This is a genomic window from Spiroplasma endosymbiont of Villa modesta, assembly GCF_964030925.1.
In the GTDB taxonomy this organism is placed as follows: Bacteria; Bacillota_I; Bacilli_A; order Mycoplasmatales; family VBWQ01; genus Spiroplasma_E.
Genome location: NZ_OZ034992.1, coordinates 1,747,966 through 1,765,040 on the forward strand (window position 1 = coordinate 1,747,966; position 17,075 = coordinate 1,765,040).

The 17,075-nt window shown below is 23.0% G+C and carries 28 protein-coding genes and 1 tRNA gene; 8 read left to right on the top strand and 21 right to left on the bottom strand.

Features of this window, described 5'->3' with window-relative positions; genetic code table 4:
* Nucleotides 1–67 precede the first annotated feature (67 nt).
* Together AAHM89_RS11185 and AAHM89_RS11190 are read left to right on the top strand one after the other, a co-directional pair.
* Complete coding sequence (locus AAHM89_RS11185; RefSeq protein ID WP_342266384.1) at nucleotides 68–964, top strand: HAD family acid phosphatase; 897 nt, start codon at nucleotides 68–70, stop codon at nucleotides 962–964.
* 249 nt (nucleotides 965–1,213) lie between these two features.
* Entirely contained in the window at nucleotides 1,214–1,399 is a 186-nt protein-coding gene (locus tag AAHM89_RS11190) for a hypothetical protein (RefSeq protein ID WP_342266385.1), read from the top strand.
* 61 nt (nucleotides 1,400–1,460) lie between these two features.
* Here AAHM89_RS11190 and AAHM89_RS11195 read toward each other — a convergent pair whose 3' ends face one another.
* The 9 genes from AAHM89_RS11195 to AAHM89_RS11235 all read right to left on the bottom strand — a co-directional run bounded on the left by AAHM89_RS11195 (nucleotide 1,461) and on the right by AAHM89_RS11235 (nucleotide 6,748).
* Nucleotides 1,461–1,997, bottom strand: coding sequence for a DUF402 domain-containing protein (locus AAHM89_RS11195; protein ID WP_338958122.1), 537 nt, complete (start codon nucleotides 1,995–1,997; stop codon nucleotides 1,461–1,463).
* Between the two features lie 156 nt (nucleotides 1,998–2,153).
* Nucleotides 2,154–2,230, bottom strand: a tRNA-His gene (locus AAHM89_RS11200).
* A 702-nt stretch (nucleotides 2,231–2,932) separates the two neighbouring features.
* The gene (locus AAHM89_RS11205) at nucleotides 2,933–3,340 is read right to left on the bottom strand and encodes a transposase family protein (RefSeq protein WP_339045908.1); all 408 of its coding nucleotides are present in this window, start codon (nucleotides 3,338–3,340) and stop codon (nucleotides 2,933–2,935) included.
* A 23-nt stretch (nucleotides 3,341–3,363) separates the two neighbouring features.
* Nucleotides 3,364–3,624 carry a hypothetical protein gene (locus AAHM89_RS11210; RefSeq protein ID WP_339047158.1) on the bottom strand — a complete coding sequence of 87 codons (261 nt, stop codon included), beginning with the start codon at nucleotides 3,622–3,624 and terminating at the stop codon, nucleotides 3,364–3,366.
* A 22-nt stretch (nucleotides 3,625–3,646) separates the two neighbouring features.
* The gene (locus AAHM89_RS11215) at nucleotides 3,647–3,787 is read right to left on the bottom strand and encodes a hypothetical protein (protein WP_342266386.1); all 141 of its coding nucleotides are present in this window, start codon (nucleotides 3,785–3,787) and stop codon (nucleotides 3,647–3,649) included.
* Nucleotides 3,788–3,887: 100 nt separating this feature from the next.
* Nucleotides 3,888–4,025, bottom strand: a complete 138-nt coding sequence (locus AAHM89_RS11220) for a hypothetical protein (RefSeq protein ID WP_342266387.1) — start codon at nucleotides 4,023–4,025, stop codon at nucleotides 3,888–3,890.
* A gap of 164 nt (nucleotides 4,026–4,189) precedes the next feature.
* Nucleotides 4,190–5,038: an energy-coupling factor transporter transmembrane component T family protein gene (locus tag AAHM89_RS11225; protein WP_281748540.1), complete on the bottom strand. Its 849-nt coding sequence runs from the start codon at nucleotides 5,036–5,038 to the stop codon at nucleotides 4,190–4,192.
* A 13-nt stretch (nucleotides 5,039–5,051) separates the two neighbouring features.
* A complete protein-coding gene (locus AAHM89_RS11230; protein WP_281748539.1) occupies nucleotides 5,052–5,930 on the bottom strand; it encodes an energy-coupling factor transporter ATPase in 879 nt (292 codons plus the stop codon).
* Nucleotides 5,906–6,748, bottom strand: coding sequence for an energy-coupling factor transporter ATPase (locus AAHM89_RS11235; RefSeq protein ID WP_342266388.1), 843 nt, complete (start codon nucleotides 6,746–6,748; stop codon nucleotides 5,906–5,908). Before AAHM89_RS11235 ends, AAHM89_RS11230 begins: the two co-directional genes overlap by 25 nt.
* Before the next feature lie 300 nt (nucleotides 6,749–7,048).
* On the opposite strand from AAHM89_RS11235, the gene AAHM89_RS11240 reads away from it, so the two are divergent.
* From AAHM89_RS11240 to AAHM89_RS11265, 6 genes are all read left to right on the top strand, one after another.
* Complete coding sequence (locus tag AAHM89_RS11240; protein WP_339046964.1) at nucleotides 7,049–7,267, top strand: hypothetical protein; 219 nt, start codon at nucleotides 7,049–7,051, stop codon at nucleotides 7,265–7,267.
* The gene (locus AAHM89_RS11245) at nucleotides 7,257–7,472 is read left to right on the top strand and encodes a hypothetical protein (protein WP_342266256.1); all 216 of its coding nucleotides are present in this window, start codon (nucleotides 7,257–7,259) and stop codon (nucleotides 7,470–7,472) included. The genes AAHM89_RS11240 and AAHM89_RS11245 overlap by 11 nt, the downstream gene beginning before the upstream one ends.
* Before the next feature lie 23 nt (nucleotides 7,473–7,495).
* A complete protein-coding gene (locus tag AAHM89_RS11250) occupies nucleotides 7,496–7,903 on the top strand; it encodes a transposase family protein (RefSeq protein ID WP_342266389.1) in 408 nt (135 codons plus the stop codon).
* Nucleotides 7,904–8,134: 231 nt separating this feature from the next.
* Complete coding sequence (locus tag AAHM89_RS11255; RefSeq protein WP_342266390.1) at nucleotides 8,135–8,320, top strand: hypothetical protein; 186 nt, start codon at nucleotides 8,135–8,137, stop codon at nucleotides 8,318–8,320.
* Nucleotides 8,321–8,436: 116 nt separating this feature from the next.
* On the top strand, nucleotides 8,437–9,414 hold the full coding sequence (locus AAHM89_RS11260; RefSeq protein ID WP_342265776.1) for an IS3 family transposase: 978 nt from the start codon (nucleotides 8,437–8,439) through the stop codon (nucleotides 9,412–9,414).
* Nucleotides 9,415–9,511: 97 nt separating this feature from the next.
* Nucleotides 9,512–9,790, top strand: a complete 279-nt coding sequence (locus AAHM89_RS11265) for a DDE-type integrase/transposase/recombinase (RefSeq protein ID WP_342266391.1) — start codon at nucleotides 9,512–9,514, stop codon at nucleotides 9,788–9,790.
* Nucleotides 9,791–9,963: 173 nt separating this feature from the next.
* On the opposite strand, the gene AAHM89_RS11270 is transcribed toward AAHM89_RS11265, so the two are convergent.
* The 12 genes from AAHM89_RS11270 to AAHM89_RS11325 all read right to left on the bottom strand — a co-directional run bounded on the left by AAHM89_RS11270 (nucleotide 9,964) and on the right by AAHM89_RS11325 (nucleotide 17,074).
* On the bottom strand, nucleotides 9,964–10,371 hold the full coding sequence (locus tag AAHM89_RS11270) for a transposase (protein WP_342266392.1): 408 nt from the start codon (nucleotides 10,369–10,371) through the stop codon (nucleotides 9,964–9,966).
* Nucleotides 10,372–10,394: 23 nt separating this feature from the next.
* Complete coding sequence (locus AAHM89_RS11275; RefSeq protein WP_339045912.1) at nucleotides 10,395–10,817, bottom strand: transposase family protein; 423 nt, start codon at nucleotides 10,815–10,817, stop codon at nucleotides 10,395–10,397.
* 327 nt (nucleotides 10,818–11,144) lie between these two features.
* Nucleotides 11,145–11,948 (bottom strand): ankyrin repeat domain-containing protein, encoded by an 804-nt coding sequence (locus AAHM89_RS11280; protein ID WP_342266393.1) that lies wholly within the window; start codon nucleotides 11,946–11,948, stop codon nucleotides 11,145–11,147.
* Between the two features lie 399 nt (nucleotides 11,949–12,347).
* Entirely contained in the window at nucleotides 12,348–12,866 is a 519-nt protein-coding gene (locus AAHM89_RS11285; RefSeq protein WP_342266394.1) for a M60 family metallopeptidase, read from the bottom strand.
* Between the two features lie 108 nt (nucleotides 12,867–12,974).
* The gene (rplQ, locus tag AAHM89_RS11290) at nucleotides 12,975–13,340 is read right to left on the bottom strand and encodes a 50S ribosomal protein L17 (RefSeq protein ID WP_252319218.1); all 366 of its coding nucleotides are present in this window, start codon (nucleotides 13,338–13,340) and stop codon (nucleotides 12,975–12,977) included.
* 18 nt (nucleotides 13,341–13,358) lie between these two features.
* Nucleotides 13,359–14,327 carry a DNA-directed RNA polymerase subunit alpha gene (locus AAHM89_RS11295; RefSeq protein ID WP_342266395.1) on the bottom strand — a complete coding sequence of 323 codons (969 nt, stop codon included), beginning with the start codon at nucleotides 14,325–14,327 and terminating at the stop codon, nucleotides 13,359–13,361.
* Nucleotides 14,328–14,345: 18 nt separating this feature from the next.
* Nucleotides 14,346–14,738, bottom strand: a complete 393-nt coding sequence (gene rpsK, locus AAHM89_RS11300; protein ID WP_252319229.1) for a 30S ribosomal protein S11 — start codon at nucleotides 14,736–14,738, stop codon at nucleotides 14,346–14,348.
* Nucleotides 14,739–14,755: 17 nt separating this feature from the next.
* Nucleotides 14,756–15,154, bottom strand: coding sequence for a 30S ribosomal protein S13 (gene rpsM / locus AAHM89_RS11305; RefSeq protein ID WP_174480910.1), 399 nt, complete (start codon nucleotides 15,152–15,154; stop codon nucleotides 14,756–14,758).
* A gap of 24 nt (nucleotides 15,155–15,178) precedes the next feature.
* Nucleotides 15,179–15,292 carry a 50S ribosomal protein L36 gene (gene rpmJ, locus AAHM89_RS11310; RefSeq protein WP_174480911.1) on the bottom strand — a complete coding sequence of 38 codons (114 nt, stop codon included), beginning with the start codon at nucleotides 15,290–15,292 and terminating at the stop codon, nucleotides 15,179–15,181.
* A 21-nt stretch (nucleotides 15,293–15,313) separates the two neighbouring features.
* Nucleotides 15,314–15,634, bottom strand: coding sequence for a translation initiation factor IF-1 (infA, locus tag AAHM89_RS12825; protein ID WP_348774424.1), 321 nt, complete (start codon nucleotides 15,632–15,634; stop codon nucleotides 15,314–15,316).
* Nucleotides 15,634–16,416, bottom strand: coding sequence for a type I methionyl aminopeptidase (map, locus tag AAHM89_RS11320; RefSeq protein WP_342266396.1), 783 nt, complete (start codon nucleotides 16,414–16,416; stop codon nucleotides 15,634–15,636). The genes infA and map overlap by 1 nt, the downstream gene beginning before the upstream one ends.
* Complete coding sequence (locus tag AAHM89_RS11325; protein WP_286642010.1) at nucleotides 16,409–17,074, bottom strand: adenylate kinase; 666 nt, start codon at nucleotides 17,072–17,074, stop codon at nucleotides 16,409–16,411. The genes map and AAHM89_RS11325 overlap by 8 nt, the downstream gene beginning before the upstream one ends.
* Nucleotide 17,075 lies beyond the last annotated feature (1 nt).

The following is a 17,075-nucleotide window of genomic DNA, read 5'->3' on the forward strand; positions in this document are numbered from 1 at the left end:
GAATTAATTTATTCCGGATTTTTGACAATCTCTCGCCAAAAATGATAAAGAAGATAAAAATTACACTGTGCATTATAATGAATCAAAAATTGAAGCTAATAAATATGTACCTATTGTTATTACTGATTTGGATGAAACATTCATAAATAATATTGGTTTTTCAATTTATAAATTTTTTAATCCAAAAATGAAAGATATGGATTATGAATTTAAAAAATGAGTTGATCATCAAGTCAATTTTGAAGAACAACTTTATAATGGAGTTTTAGAATTTGTTAAACATGTATGAAAAAGTGGTGGTATTGTTTTATTTGATTCAAATCGTTTTCAAGGCGAAAATATCAAGTATGGAGATGAAGCAATACCAACTAAAAAACTACTAGAAAATAATTATTATCCAAAGGCATTTCTTGATAGTTATGTTTGATGAATGCAAGGAGTAACTAAATATAATTCAAGTAATTATAAAGATTTAATATCAAAAGAAAATCGTTTTAATTATATTAATAATAACAATTTTAAATTATCATCAAAAGATAAAAATAGTATGCAAATAAAAAATTGAGAAAATGATTTAGTACCAATAAAAAATGTACCATCACATATTGTAATGAGATTGGGTGATAACATTAATGATTTTCATTCTAATTTAACTAATTCAGAATTAATTGATAAAATATCATTAAAAAATGAATTAATAAATAATAAAAATTTTAATAACTTAATTGGTAAAGTGGGAGATGAATTTTGATTTACAAAAAATGAAAATGGAGAAATAATAGAACATTATTGAAAAGAAAATGAAAAAAATAGTTTAATTGATAGTGATCTAAAAAACCTTGGTTTTGTAAAAGAAATTAAACTAGAAGAAGGAAAAATTAGTTGAAAAGAAACTTATGTACTGGTTGGCGGTAATGATGTATATGGTAATTTTATGAGATTTAGAAAAAAAATATGGTTCTAATTTAGATAATTGATTAAATTTACTAAAACATTATTTCAAAAAATATGAAAATATATGAAAATAATTTACAAAGTTAATATATTTGATATATATGTTTATTAATTGTAAATTTTCAAAAAGATGTTAAAAATAACTATAAACTAAATATTGTTTTTAACCTATTTACTTTGAGAAACAAAGTAAATAGGTTTTTATTTTTAAAAGGAGTAAAAAATGAATAAAGAAATTGAATAAGAATTAAAAAACTTAATGTTTAAAGAAATAAAAAAATTAAAAACATATGCTATTAATTATCATAATTACAAAAAGAAAATACAATTTAATGATATAGATATTCAAAATATAAATAATAGTATTGAAGATAAAAGTAAAAAAAGTAATATAAACAGTATTATGAGAGAACATAATTATGCAAAAACATTACCTATTTTATAAAAAAATTTAATTTAGTTATAAAAAGTTTTAATATCAAAAATAGTAAGAACATATGTTCTTACTATTTTTGTAAACTTTGGTCTTGATAACTTTTTCAATAATTTAAAATTACATCATCATTAAATAAATTAATTTCATTTTTCTTAATTCCTTTTTTTAATTTATTTATATTTTGTCATAATATATTTTGTAAAGGTATTGGATACTTTCATATTCGACGATTAGTTTTAAATTCTTTCAAATCTAACAGTTTATAAGAACGATTAGGAAATACTTTAACATCTAAATCATAATCAATGTATTTAACTGTTTGCGAATCTAAAATAAAAGGACTGGCAATATTACAATAATAATGAACACCATCATTACGAATCATACAAATAATATTGTATCAATCATTTTTAAAAAATAACCAAATTGCTGGATCAACGGTTGTTCATTTACGACCATTAATTTCAGTAATTGTTACATTTTCATTTACTAAAACTAAATATTTTTCAGTATCTTCTAAAACAATTGAATTATTTCAACTACGATATAAATCGCCATTATGCTTATATGCATGAATTGAAAGTATTTGCCCTTCTTTAAGGTACATATACATTTAAACCTCAACTTTCTGCAAATCATAAAACATAATAATTATACCATTATTTATTTAGTAAATAAAAAGCGAAAATAAATTTATAATAATATTTATTTAAAAAAGAAAAAACTCCAAAAAGGAGTAGTAAAAAAACATAATTTTATTAAATGGGGCGACTGACGGGATTCGAACCCGCGAATGTCAGTTCCACAAACTGATGCGCTAGACCGCTACGCCACAGTCGCCATATTAGTTTCTATAAGTAAAACCGTTAAATATTATACAATAAATTTATGATTTTTTAATATTTTTTTTCATAAAACTACAAAAATAATCATCTAATTTTCGTATATAACAGTAATACTAATAAAAAACAATGTTACTATTAACAATTAGAACACAATTTAAAATTAATAATTAATCATAATAATTGATTTAAATACTCTTAATACCTTTTCTATGTGTGTATATCCTAATACACTTTTAAGCCATACTATATTTAGAAATTAGAAAGTTTACTAATTAAAACACTAGTCACAGTAATAGCTTTGTAATAGTGTTCCTATTGAAAATATTTTATTTAATAAAAATGAAAATAAAGAGAAAACTCTTGTAAAATTAACATATTTTATATCATAACAAATCAACACGATTGAAAAATTATCACAAATAATAATGGTATTTCTTTGAAATCAAACAAAAATAAATAATTATTCTAAAATAAGAAATATTACTAGTATTCTTAGGACATATTCCGTAATTAAATTTAATTAATTGTCAATAAAATTGTTTTAAAACTATTTAGTGTTATTGAATATAGAAATAAACATTTTTTGAAAAAATAGTTTAAAAAATGAGTTTACATTTTAAACAAAAAATTGTTAATAATATTTTTATATTAACTCGATAAAAATTTAAATTTTAAAAAAATATTTTTAATATTTTTTTTATTTTAATGGTTTTATTTTATTAAAAATTTCACAAAGTAAGTTAAATCTTAAGTACATAAGTCTAAATTTAGATTTTCTACATTTATTTACTAAAATTTTGAATCTTTTCAATCAAGCAAAGACATGTTCAACTTTAATTCTAATTTTAGATACAATCTTATTGTATTTTCTTTCTTGTTTAGTTAATTTTTTATTTTTAGTTCTTTTAATTGGTATTATTGTATTTTTATAAATATTTTGTATACCTTGATATCCTAAATCACCAATAATTATTGTTTTTTCTGAAAATTCAAGATTTGAATTTTTTAATATTTGAAAATCATGCACTTTACCATTATCAGCAAAAATATCAACAATTTTTTTATTAAAAAAATCATATACAATTTGAAATTTTATAGAATACATTCAACTTTTACCAGAAAAATATTCTAACTGTAGTTTTTTTTAGTTGGTCTTTCAATTTCAATCTCAGTTGAATCAATTAAATAAAATTGAAATTCATTTGAATTTTCTTGTTTTTTATCAATTTTTAATTTATATCTTTCTTTTAAAAATTGGTAATCTTTGTGGTTACTAAGTTTATTTTCTACTCAAGTAATATTTCGAAAACAACTTGATGGGCTCATTTTAGATTTAATACTCATTTGAAAAAAAGTATAATATTCTTTTCAGTATAATAAAGTCATCATTAATCTTTCTTCTACTGAAAGTTTATTTTTTCGACCTTTTATTTTTTTCTAATTTTTCTATTTCAATTAATTTTTCTAACATTTCATTAAAATGAAAACGTTTTATACCAAAATATCTGTAAAATTCTTCATTTTTTAATTTTTTTAAATTTTCAAAAATCATTTTTATCAACACTTTTCTAAATTTATTGTTAATAACAAAATTATAAAATAAATTTTAAAATTATTAATTGACTTTTAAAAAATTTAATTACAGAATATGTCTATTCTTCTTGTAAATTTTTTGCCTTTTCTAATTTTCTTTCTTCTTCATTTTGTTTTATTCTTTCTTGGATTTCTTTTTCAATACGTTTCTGATTTTCTTCAAAATCTCTTCTTTCAAATTTTCATTCTCTAGACATACTTAATTTCTCCTCTTTTAAAAAAATAAAAAACCCCATATACTTTAAAATAAGACAACGGGTTAAAAACTATATTAAGTTTATAAAATTATTATACTTAAGAAAAATATAATTACAAATATTTTCTAAATATATAAATAAAAATTTAATTATTTTTTTATATATTATTGTGAATAATAATCATCAATAAATGGAATTCTTCAAAATATTTCTGGATGATAAGTATAAGATATAAGAAATGCTAACAATCCTACACCAATAATAAAGAAAAATATATCTTTAAAATCAATATGGTATTGACGAAAACGTGTTCTTTTACCTTGCGGATCATAACCCCTTGAATCCATAGCGTATGCTAAATCTTCTGCTTTTTGAAATGAAGAAACTAATAAGGGAATAATTAATGATACTAACGATTTAACTTTTTCTTTAAAATGACCATTCTTTAAATCTACACCACGTGATGCTTGCGCTTTTAAAATTCTGCCCGCTTCATCTAATAATGTAGGAATTGAACGAAGAGCAATAGAAATAATCATTGAAATAATATGTACTGGAAATTTAATTAATTTTAGTGGTAACATTAAATCTTCTAATGCTAATGTTAAATCTAATGGTTGAGTTGTGGTTGTTAAAATTGTTGTAATTAAAATCATTAAATAAATTCTAAGAGCAATATAAATACTAACAAATATAGCTTTATACGATACTTTAATACCATGCCAACGTCAAATCATTCCAACATTAGGGCCATCAGTTAAAAAACAGTTAATTATAAATAAAATAAATGCCATAAATAAAATGGGGCGCATTAATTTTAATAACATCATAAAAGGTAATTTTGCACAAAAGAAAATTGTTATGACAGTAAAACCAATAAGAGCGTAACCTTCAAAACCAGTATGAAAAAAAAGTGAAGCAATTAAACAAATTAAAACTAGTAATTTAATTCTTGGATCTACACGATGAATGATTGAATTTAAAGGTAAATAACGACCAAAACTAACTTTCATTATTTATTACTCCTTACTTTTTATTGCTATTTTTTTTGGATAATATTTTTGACAACTGGTCAATTAATTCTGAATCACTTCTAGCAGTAATTTTTGATGTATCAAATCCTGCTGCTTCTAATTTATATAAAAAACTATAAATTTTTGGTGGTTCAATTCCGGTTTCGGTAATTAATTTTTTATCTCTAAAAATAGTAATTGGATCTGCTTTTTTATAAATCTGTGTATTATGTAATACAATAACTTCATCAGCAACCATTAGTACATGATTCATATTATGAGTTACTAAAATAATAGTTTTATTTTCTTTATGATTTAAATCATAAAATAAATTAATTAATTCTTTTTCACCATCGGGATCAAGTCCTGCTGTTGGTTCATCTAAAATTAAAGTATGACCTTGTAATGCCAAAATACCAGCAATAGCAACTCTTCGTTTTTGACCACCAGACAAATCAAATGGACTTCTTGATAAGTATGTTTCGTCTAATCCAACCAAATTAATATATTTTTTTGCTAACTCTCGTGCTTTATCTTTTTTCTCACCAAAATTAACTGGTCCAAACATAATATCTCGTTCAATAGTTTCTTCAAATAACTGATATTCGGGAAATTGAAAAACTAAACCAATTTGTTTACGTATTTTTTTAATATCACGAATTTTTTTTTGATTAGCCTTAATAATAAAATCATTAATAGCAACTGAACCTGCCATTGGAACTAATAAACCATTAATATGTTGAATCATAGTTGATTTACCACTACCAGTTTCACCAATAATAGCAACTATTTTTTGTTCAACAATTTCAATAGTAATATCTTTTAATGCTTGATATTGATAAGGAGTTTTTGGAGAATAAGTATAACTTACTTCTTTGAATTTAATTGACATAAGCTAGAAATCAGCTCCTCTTCACTTAATGTTTCATTAATATTAATTCCCTTATTTTTTAAACCTAACGATACTTTTAAAACAAAAGGAATATCTAAATAAATACTTTGTAAAAACTCTCATTCTTTTAATATTTCAGATGGAGTTCCATAACGAACTAATTTACCTTTATTCATAACAATAATTTTATCGGCATTAATAATTTCATCCATATCATGAGTAATAGAAATAATAGTTTTATTGCGTTGTTCTTGTAATTTTAACATAATTTCTTTAACTTCTCGTTTACCTTTTGGATCAAGCATACTAGTTGCCTCATCAAAAATAATAATATCAGGTTCTAAAGCTAAAACTGAAGCAATAGCTACACGTTGTTTTTGACCACCAGATAATCATAGTGGTTCATGATCTAAATATTTTTCCATACCCACTGCCCTAGAAACTCTGTCAATAATTGCTGGCATATCACTGGGCTCAACTAAATGATTTTCCAAGCCAAAAGCAATATCATCACGAACAGTTGAACCTATAAATTGGTTATCAGGATTTTGAAAAACAATACCTAAGTGACGACGTAATTGTTTAATGTTTTTATTAGTAATTGTTTCACCAAATAATTGAATTGTACCTTTTTGTTTGTGTAAAACACCAATAATAATTTTTGAAAGTGTTGACTTACCACTACCATTATGACCAATTATAGTAATATATTCACCATGATTAATATCAAAACTAACATTATCAACAGCGTTATTGTATTCTGGTTTATAACGAAATTCAACATTTTTTAAACTTAATGAAATTTTAGATTTACTCATATTACTTCTAACTCCATTTTAAATATTATGCTAGTAAAATTATAACAGTAATTTTATATATATCAATTTATAATTTATAAAAATTATAAAAAAAGAAAAAAATGAACAATATCTGTTCAAAATTGAAGTAAAATTATTGTTCATTTTCTAATAAAATTTAGTTTATAAATTAAAGTTATATAAATTTCTATTCTAGACATATTCCGTAATTAAATTTTTTAAAAGTCAATTAATTAATAATTTTAAAATTTATTTTATAATTTTGTTATTAACAATAAATTTAGAAAAGTGTTGATAAAAATGATTTTTGAAAATTTAAAAAAATTAAAAAATGAAGAATTTTACAGATATTTTGGTATAAAACGTTTTCATTTTAATGAAATGTTAGAAAAATTAATTGAAATAGAAAAATTAGAAAAAAATAAAGGTCGAAAAAATAAACTTTCAGTAGAAGAAAGATTAATGATGACTTTATTATACTGAAAAGAATATTATACTTTTTTTTCAAATGAGTATTAAATCTAAAATGAGCCCATCAAGTTGTTTTCGAAATATTACTTGAGTAGAAAATAAACTTAGTAACCACAAAGATTACCAATTTTTAAAAGAAAGATATAAATTAAAAATTGATAAAAAACAAGAAAATTCAAATGAATTTCAATTTTATTTAATTGATTCAACTGAGATTGAAATTGGAAGACCAACTAAAAAAAACTACAGTTAGAATATTTTTCTGGTAAAAGTTGAATGTATTCTATAAAATTTCAAATTGTATATGATTTTTTTAATAAAAAAATTGTTGATATTTTTGCTGATAATGGTAAAGTGCATGATTTTCAAATATTAAAAAATTCAAATCTTGAATTTTCAGAAAAAACAATAATTATTGGTGATTTAGGATATCAAGGTATACAAAATATTTATAAAAATATAATAATACCAATTAAAAGAACTAAAAATAAAAAATTAACTAAACAAGAAAGAAAATACAATAAGATTGTATCTAAAATTAGAATTAAAGTTGAATATGTCTTTGCTTGATTGAAAAGATTCAAAATTTTAGTAAATAAATGTAGAAAATCTAAATTTAGACTTATGTACTTAAGATTTAACTTACTTTGTGAAATTTTTAATAAAATAAAACCATTAAAATAAAAAAAATATTAAAAATATTTTTTTAAAATTTAAATTTTTATCGAGTTAATATAAAAATATTATTAACAATTTTTTGTTTAAAATGTAAACTCATTTTTTAAACTATTTTTTCAAAAAATATTTATTTCTATATTCAATAACACTAAATAGTTTTAAAACAATTTTATTGACAATTAATTAAATTTAATTACGGAATATGTCCACTGAAAAGAATATTATACTTTTTTTCAAATGAGTATTAAATCTAAAATGAGCCCATCAAGTTGTTTTCGAAATATTACTTGAGTAGAAAATAAACTTAGTAACCACAAAGATTACCAATTTTTAAAAGAAAGATATAAATTAAAAATTGATAAAAAACAAGAAAATTCAAATGAATTTCAATTTTATTTAATTGATTCAACTGAGGCCACTTAGGCCACTTGCCACTTAGCCCTTTTTACTAGACCATTAATTTAAAAAACCTGAATGTATTCTAAAAACAATTGTGTTATATAATTAACACTAATTTTAACCTGAAAGGATTTTTATTAATGGATAAAATTAAACAAATAGCATTAGTAATTAACAAATTAAATATCAAAGAAAAAATTAAAATTATTGATGATTGTAAAAATCAATATTCAATTAGAAACCTATGTCAATATCTTCAATTAAACAGATCAACATATTACTTTTTAAAAAATAAACAAAAACCTATTAAAAAAGAAGAAAATCATATTATTAAATGCAATCATAAATATCAAAAAATATGCCAACTTTTAATCGAATTTCATTCTACAAGAAAAGGCAGAATTTATGGATATTTAAGAATTTTTTCAGCTTTTAAAGAGTGATTAAAACAAGAAAAAAATATCATTTTAAATATAGAATTATCAATAAAACAAATGCGAAAAATTATGAAAGAACACAATATTCAAGGATTAAAACAAACTAAAAATAACTATCCTAAAAACAAAAAAAATCCAAATAAGTGAATACCTACAATGGATAAAGTAAACAAAGATTATAAAAGTACAACCTCTTCAAATCAAATTTGATCAATGGACACTAAACAAATAAATACTAAAGAAGGATGATTATATCTTTTTGTAATTATTGATTTTTATTCAAATAATGTTGTTAGTTATAATATTGCTCCTAATAAATCATATCAGGATTTAATTCTTCCTGCTCTTGAAAAAATCAACAAACAATTTTCTTGAAATCAAGTAAAAAATGTTATTTTACATTCAGATAACGCCAACGAATTTTATTGTCAGGATATCACAAAATGAGCAGAGGATAAACAAATAATTTTAAGCAAAAAACAACCTTATGATATTGGTGGTAATGTATTATCTGAAAACTGATTTTCTCATTTATCTCAAGAATGACTACCTAAAGGATCAAATCAATATTTATCCATCAATGAAGCTATAAATGATGTAAATCAATATGTTATGTTTTATAATTATGAAAGAATACATTCTAAATTTCTAAAACCACCAATTTTACAAATTAAAATTTAGAATTTTATATCAAAAATGGTCCAGTAATTAAGGACCAACCACCGATAAAGTAAACAAAGATTATAAAAGTACAACCTCTTCAAATCAAATTTGATCAATGGACACTAAACAAATAAATACTAAAGAAGGATGATTATATCTTTTTGTAATTATTGATTTTTATTCAAATAATGTTGTTAGTTATAATATTGCTCCTAATAAATCATATCAGGATTTAATTCTTCCTGCTCTTGAAAAAATCAACAAACAATTTTCTTGAAATCAAGTAAAAAATGTTATTTTACATTCAGATAACGCCAACGAATTTTATTGTCAGGATATCACAAAATGAGCAGAGGATAAACAAAGGACATATTCCGTAATTAAATTTAATTAATTGTCAATAAAATTGTTTTAAAACTATTTAGTGTTATTGAATATAGAAATAAATATTTTTTGAAAAAATAGTTTAAAAAATGAGTTTACATTTTAAACAAAAAATTGTTAATAATATTTTTATATTAACTCGATAAAAATTTAAATTTTAAAAAAATATTTTTAATATTTTTTTTATTTTAATGGTTTTATTTTATTAAAAATTTCACAAAGTAAGTTAAATCTTAAGTACATAAGTCTAAATTTAGATTTTCTACATTTATTTACTAAAATTTTGAATCTTTTCAATCAAGCAAAGACATGTTCAATTTTAATTCTAATTTTAGATACAATCTTATTGTATTTTCTTTCTTGTTTAGTTAATTTTTTATTTTTAGTTCTTTTAATTGGTATTATTATATTTTTATAAATATTTTGTATACCTTGATATCCTAAATCACCAATAATTATTGTTTTTTCTGAAAATTCAAGATTTGAATTTTTTAATATTTGAAAATCATGCACTTTACCATTATCAGCAAAAATATCAACAATTTTTTTATTAAAAAAATCATATACAATTTGAAATTTTATAGAATACATTCAACTTTTACCAGAAAAATATTCTAACTGTAGTTTTTTTTAGTTGGTCTTTCAATTTCAATCTCAGTTGAATCAATTAAATAAAATTGAAATTCATTTGAATTTTCTTGTTTTTTATCAATTTTTAATTTATATCTTTCTTTTAAAAATTGGTAATCTTTGTGGTTACTAAGTTTATTTTCTACTCAAGTAATATTTCGAAAACAACTTGATGGGCTCATTTTAGATTTAATACTCATTTGAAAAAAAGTATAATATTCTTTTCAGTATAATAAAGTCATCATTAATCTTTCTTCTACTGAAAGTTTATTTTTTCGACCTTTATTTTTTTCTAATTTTTCTATTTCAATTAATTTTTCTAACATTTCATTAAAATGAAAACGTTTTATACCAAAATATCTGTAAAATTCTTCATTTTTTAATTTTTTTAAATTTTCAAAAATCATTTTTATCAACACTTTTCTAAATTTATTGTTAATAACAAAATTATAAAATAAATTTTAAAATTATTAATTGACTTTTAAAAAATTTAATTACGGAATATGTCTAAATAATTTTAAGCAAAAAACAACCTTATGATATTGGTGGTAATGTATTATCTGAAAACTGATTTTCTCATTTATCTCAAGAATGACTACCTAAAGGATCAAATCAATATTTATCCATCAATGAAGCTATAAATGATGTAAATCAATATGTTATGTTTTATAATTATGAAAGAATACATTCTAAATTTCTAAAACCACCAATTTTACAAATTAAAATTTAGAATTTTATATCAAAAATGGTCCAGTAATTAAGGGCCAACCACCGTTAGGATCTAATGATTTTCATATTTCATTATTAGTAAACAATAAATTAACATTAGAATTATTAATTAAAAATTCAATAACTTCATTATCAAATTCACCATATTTGATAAAACGTTTGGCAGCATATTCGAAAGCACATTCAATAGGTGTTTTTCCTTTTTTATTTTTATTATTAATTAATTCTTTATTAATTGATAATAAATATTTTAAAATATCAATTTGACCATTATTTGCAGCAATATGAAAAAGATTACTCTCATTATCAATTATTTCTTCTAAACTAATAATATTAGTTAATAATTTTATACCTTTGATATTTCCTTCTTCAATTAATTTTTTTGCTAATGCAAAACTTAATTTACTTTTAAATAAAATTGAATTATTAACTTTAAATAAATTTACTAATTGTTCCTTTTCATCATTCATAATAAGAAAATTAGCACATTTATAACTAATATTAATATCATATTTATTTACTATTATATTTTCTAATTCTTCTAAAAGCAATTCTATCTTTTTTAATTCTGAAGAATCTTTTAAACTATCTCCATCTTTTTCATATTCATAGTTAATTAATCTTTCTTTTATTATTTCAAGATTATCTTGTAATTTTAATTTTATCTCTTCTATAATTTTAAAACTTTCTAGTTCTTTAAAAGATTCATCAATAAGTTGATAAGTATTAATTTTTTCTTGAAATAATTTTTTTACATTTTTAATAAATATCTCTATATCTAAATTATTAATATTTTCTATAGATATCATCTTTCATTTTCTCCTTTTTATTCAAATCAAAAGTAAAACTTAATAAACATAAAAGAAACTAATATAGATAAAATATCCATATTAGTACTAAACATTTATTAAAAAATGAATTAATAATATCATAAAGGTTTTCTAACTTTATATAATTTTAAAAAATATATAAAAAACTAAATTTTATTATATAAAAAATAAAACCAAAAAAATCAAAATTACTATGTCATAAAAATAGAATTTACTATTAATAGCAAATTCTATTTTTATTTTTTTTAACTTATATTATTTTTTAATTAGTTTATCATCACTATTAAATTAATAATTGCTCGATATTGTGTTAAGTCCTGTCCCATTCCTTCTAATAATATACTATTTGCAAAATTTAATTTCACTGGAATTTGATATTTATACTTCTTGCACTGGTTGATAACTTCGCAATTCATGTTCAACAATAGTATCATCATCATAATGACCATCAAAGATATTATTTCAAATCTCTTTTGTTAACTTTGGATATTTACTTACAATGTTTTCAGTATCTTCATCAGCTTTAATTCCTCATTTAGCAAAGAATGGAATTAGATTTCGATTAGCTATTTTTGAAGTCATTTGAATAAAAAATTGTTTTTTTAATTCATTATCAGTTGGTAATAACTTATTATCTAATAATCGACAAGTTTGATTTAAAGTTGAATAAAATCATTTTCCAAAGGCCTGATCTAATTGTCAAAACATACCTATTTTAACAAAAAGTGATTGTTTATCAAAATTTTTATCAGCATTTGAATTTAAAATAAATTCTTTAATATCTTTATCAGCATGTGATTTAATTAAGTTATTTTGAAATCCAAATTCTCTTTCAACTCAAAGCGCACTAATATTTACTGTAACTATAATAAAAATACCATAAAAAATATTTATCAATAATTGTATTAAAAAATACAATTTTATTTAAAATTGTCAACATATAAAAAAGAGAAAACATAAAAATGCTTTACTCTTTCCAAAATTTTCTTGCTTTAATATTTTTAATTAAACAAAAGTAATTAATACCATTGGTGCATTATCACCAGTTCTATTATCTACTTTAATTAACTTTGTATATCCACCTTTACGGTCTTTATATCTTTCAGCAATATTACCAAATAATGTTGGAATAACACCATCCTTTGGATGCTCTTTAGTTGTAATTTTACGCAATTTAGCAATTGCCATTCTTCTTGAATGCAAATCACCACGTTTAGCTAACGTTACTAAAGGTTCAATAAATGTTTGTAATCTTTTTGCTCTTTTTTCTAACAAAACTAATTTTCCATGAACAATTAATTCACTTGCTAAATTACGGATTTCAGCATCTACTTTAGCACTATTTCTTCCGATATCGTTAATATATGACATTTTTTCTTATCCTCCTTCTTAGTTTTTAATAGAAAACTCTAAATTATGTTTTGATACACAATCTTCAATTTCTTTAATTGATTTTGAACCTAAATGTTTAATTTGTTTAATTTCATCTAAACTTTTAGTTACAATATCACCCAAAGTTTTATAACCATCACGTTTTAAACAATTGTATGAACGAACAGTTAAATTCAATTCTTCTAAGGCTTTGTTTAAATCATTATTTTCTTGCTCATTAGTAATTGAAATAACTTCAAAGTTTTTAACATTATCATCTAAATTAACAAAAAACTCAATATGACTCATTAAAATTTTAGCTGCCATTGCAATAGCTGATGCTGCTTTAACTGAACCATTAGTTTGTACACCAAGAATTAATTTTTCATATTCAATACCCTTTAATGTTTTAGTTACAGGTTCAATTTTATAATCAACTTTTTCAACAGGTGAAAAGTTTGAATCAATAGCAATAATGCCTGAACTATTAGCAATTTCTTTTTTATTTTCCTCAAATGAAGAATAACCACGAGATTTCTTTACCATTAATTCCATTTCAAAAAGAACATTTCTTGAAGTTGTTCGAGCAATAATTAATTCTGGATTAACTACTCTAACATCAGTTGGACAAATAATATCTCCGGCAGTAATATCTTGTTCACCAGTAATACTAATTTTTAAATTAGCAATTTTTTCGTCCTTTTGAATATCACCATCAAAAGCTAAAACTAAGTTCTTAACATTTAAAATTATTTCAGAAACATTTTCAATTACACCTTTAACTGCAGTAAATTCATGAGATACACCACTTATTCTAATTGCATATACAGAAATACCTGGTACTGAAGATAATAATGTTCTTCTTAAGGCATTAGCTAAAGTTGTTCCATAACCACGTTCTAATTGACTCACAATAAATTCACTGTAATTAATAGCACTATTTTCACTGTTTAAACTAAATTTTGGTTTTAAAAATTGTTGTTCCATGTTTTATTTTCACCTACTTTATTTTCTTGGTTTTTTTGGTGGACGACAACCATTATGAGGGATTGGTGTCACATCATTTAAATCTTTGATTTCAAAACCTACTGCTTGTAAACTACGAATTGATGGTTCTCTTCCTGGTCCTGTTCCATTAACAAAAACACTTAAAATTTTAACTCCGTGTTCCATAGCAGTTTTACCTGCAGCTTCAGCTGCTAACTGTGCTGAGTGAGGAGTTGATTTACGAGTTCCTTTGAAACCTACTGCTCCAGCACTTGATCAAGCAATAACATTACCATTAAGATCAGTAATAGTAACAATAGTATTATTAAAACTTGCTTTAATAAATGCTTTTGCTTTAATAAAATTAGGATTAACTTTAATTTTTTTCTTTACTGTTGTTTTTATATTCATTATTTTTTTCCTCCTAATTAACTTGCTTTTTTCTTGTTAGCAACCGTTTTACGTGGTCCCTTGCAAGTTCTTGCATTAGTTTTTGTTGATTGTCCTCTGGCTGGTAATCCTTTACGATGACGAATACCACGATAACATCCAATTTCCATTAATCTCTTAATGTTTAAAGACACTTCACGTCTTAATTCACCTTCAGTTTTATATTTCTTTTCAATTAATTGACTAATTGAACTTAATTCTTTTTCTGTTAATTCATTAATTTTTTTAGTTTCTTCAATTTTTAGTTCTTTTAATATTTCTGAAGATTTGCTGCGACCAATTCCATAAATTCTTGTTAAACCAATTACTGTATGTTGATTTCCAGGAATATTTACTTGCGCAATTCTTCGACTTGCATTATTAGTATTTGATGTCATATTTATTTTTCCTCCTTAATATTTCTATCCTTGACGTTGCTTATGTTTAGGATTTTCACAAATGATTACATTACGTTTTTTACGTTTGATTGGTTGACATTTGTCACAAATTTTTTTAACTGATGCTTGTACTTTCATCATTTTCCTCCTGTTAAACTATTAGTTTTCTTTGTTTTCATCATCTTTATTTATCGGTAAATGTGTAGTAGCCATTCTGTTACGAAAAGTAATTCGTCCTTCAGTTAAATTATAAGTTGATAATTCAACTTTTACATGATCACCTTTGATAATTTTAATTTTATGTGTTTGCATACGACCAGATGGTCTTACAATAGGAGTAAAGTCATATTCATTCAACTTTACTTTAAATCTAGCATTAGGTAAGACTTCTATTACTATACCTTCACATTCAATAGTACTATCATTAGTTTTTTTTACTTTTTGAACTTTGGGTTTAACTACTTGTTTTGGTTTAGCCATTAATTACATTCCTCATTATTTTTTTGATTTTCATTAAGTATTGTTAGTACTTCACATCCATCATTAGTTACTAGGATAGTGTGTTCAAAGTGAGCAGTTTGCTGTTTATCAGCAGCAACTACTGTTCACTTATCACTTAAAACCAGAATTTTATCAGTTGTTGTTTGAACCATTGGTTCAATACAAATTGTCATTCCTGACTGCAATTTTATTCCAGTGTTGGGCTTACCAACATTAGGAATAGCTGGGTCTTCGTGGAGTTTTTTACCAATACCATGCCCAGTATATGATGTTGGTAAATAAAAGCCTTCGCTTTCTACATAAGTTTGAATGGCGTTACTAATATCACCAATTCTAACTCCTGGTGCAATAATTGCTATTGCTTTATTTAATGATTCTTTAGTCACATTAATAAGTTTTGCTTGTTCTGGTGTTGGTTTCCCACCAACACACATTGTAAAGGCAGCATCTGCATGATAACCATTAACAGCAGCACCAGCATCAATTTTCACAATATCATTCATTTTAAAAGGTCTATCATTAGGAATGCCATGAATTAATTGTTCATTAACTGAAACACAAATTGTGGCAGGAAACCCATGATAATTTAAAAAAGAAGGTACAGCATTATTTTCTTTAATAATTTGTGCTGCCACTTTATCAAGTATTTTACCCGTTATCCCAACTTTTATTATCTTTGCTAACTCTTTATGAATAAGTGCTACAACTTGACTAGCGGCTTTGATATTTTGAATTTCACTTTGACTTTTAATGCTAACCATTATTTTTATTTCCTTTTAATGATGATAAATATGATTTAATTTGTTTTTTAATATCACTATTATCTTGGTTGGCATCCACTGTTCTTAACAGTCCACGTTCTTGATAAGAATCTACCAATGGTGCCGTTGCTACTTTGTAAGTTTTTAAACGATTGATAATTGTCTTTTCATCACTATCATCAATTCGCTTAATTAATTTTACCCCATCATTATCACAAATACCAGTAATCTTTGGTGGTAGGAAATTAAGATTATAAATTGCTTTACATTGAGGACAAGTAACTCTTGAAGACAAACGTTTAATAACTGTTTCTTCATTAATATCTAGATACAATACCATTGAAAGCGTTTCATTCAAACTTGTTAATACTTTGTCTAATGATGCTACTTGTGAGATTGTTCTTGGATAACCATCAAGAATAAAATTATGTTTAATATTTTTTAAAGTATTACTAATAATCTCATTTGTAATCTCATCAGGAACATATTGACCCTTATTAACATAAGTTTGAGCTTTTTTACCTACTGGTGATTGTTTTGTGATTTCATCACGAAACAAATCACCAGTTGATAAATGCATTAAATTATATTGTTCTTTCAGAAACTGTGACTGTGTTCCTTTCCCTGATCCTGGTGGACCTAAAATAATTAAATTCATC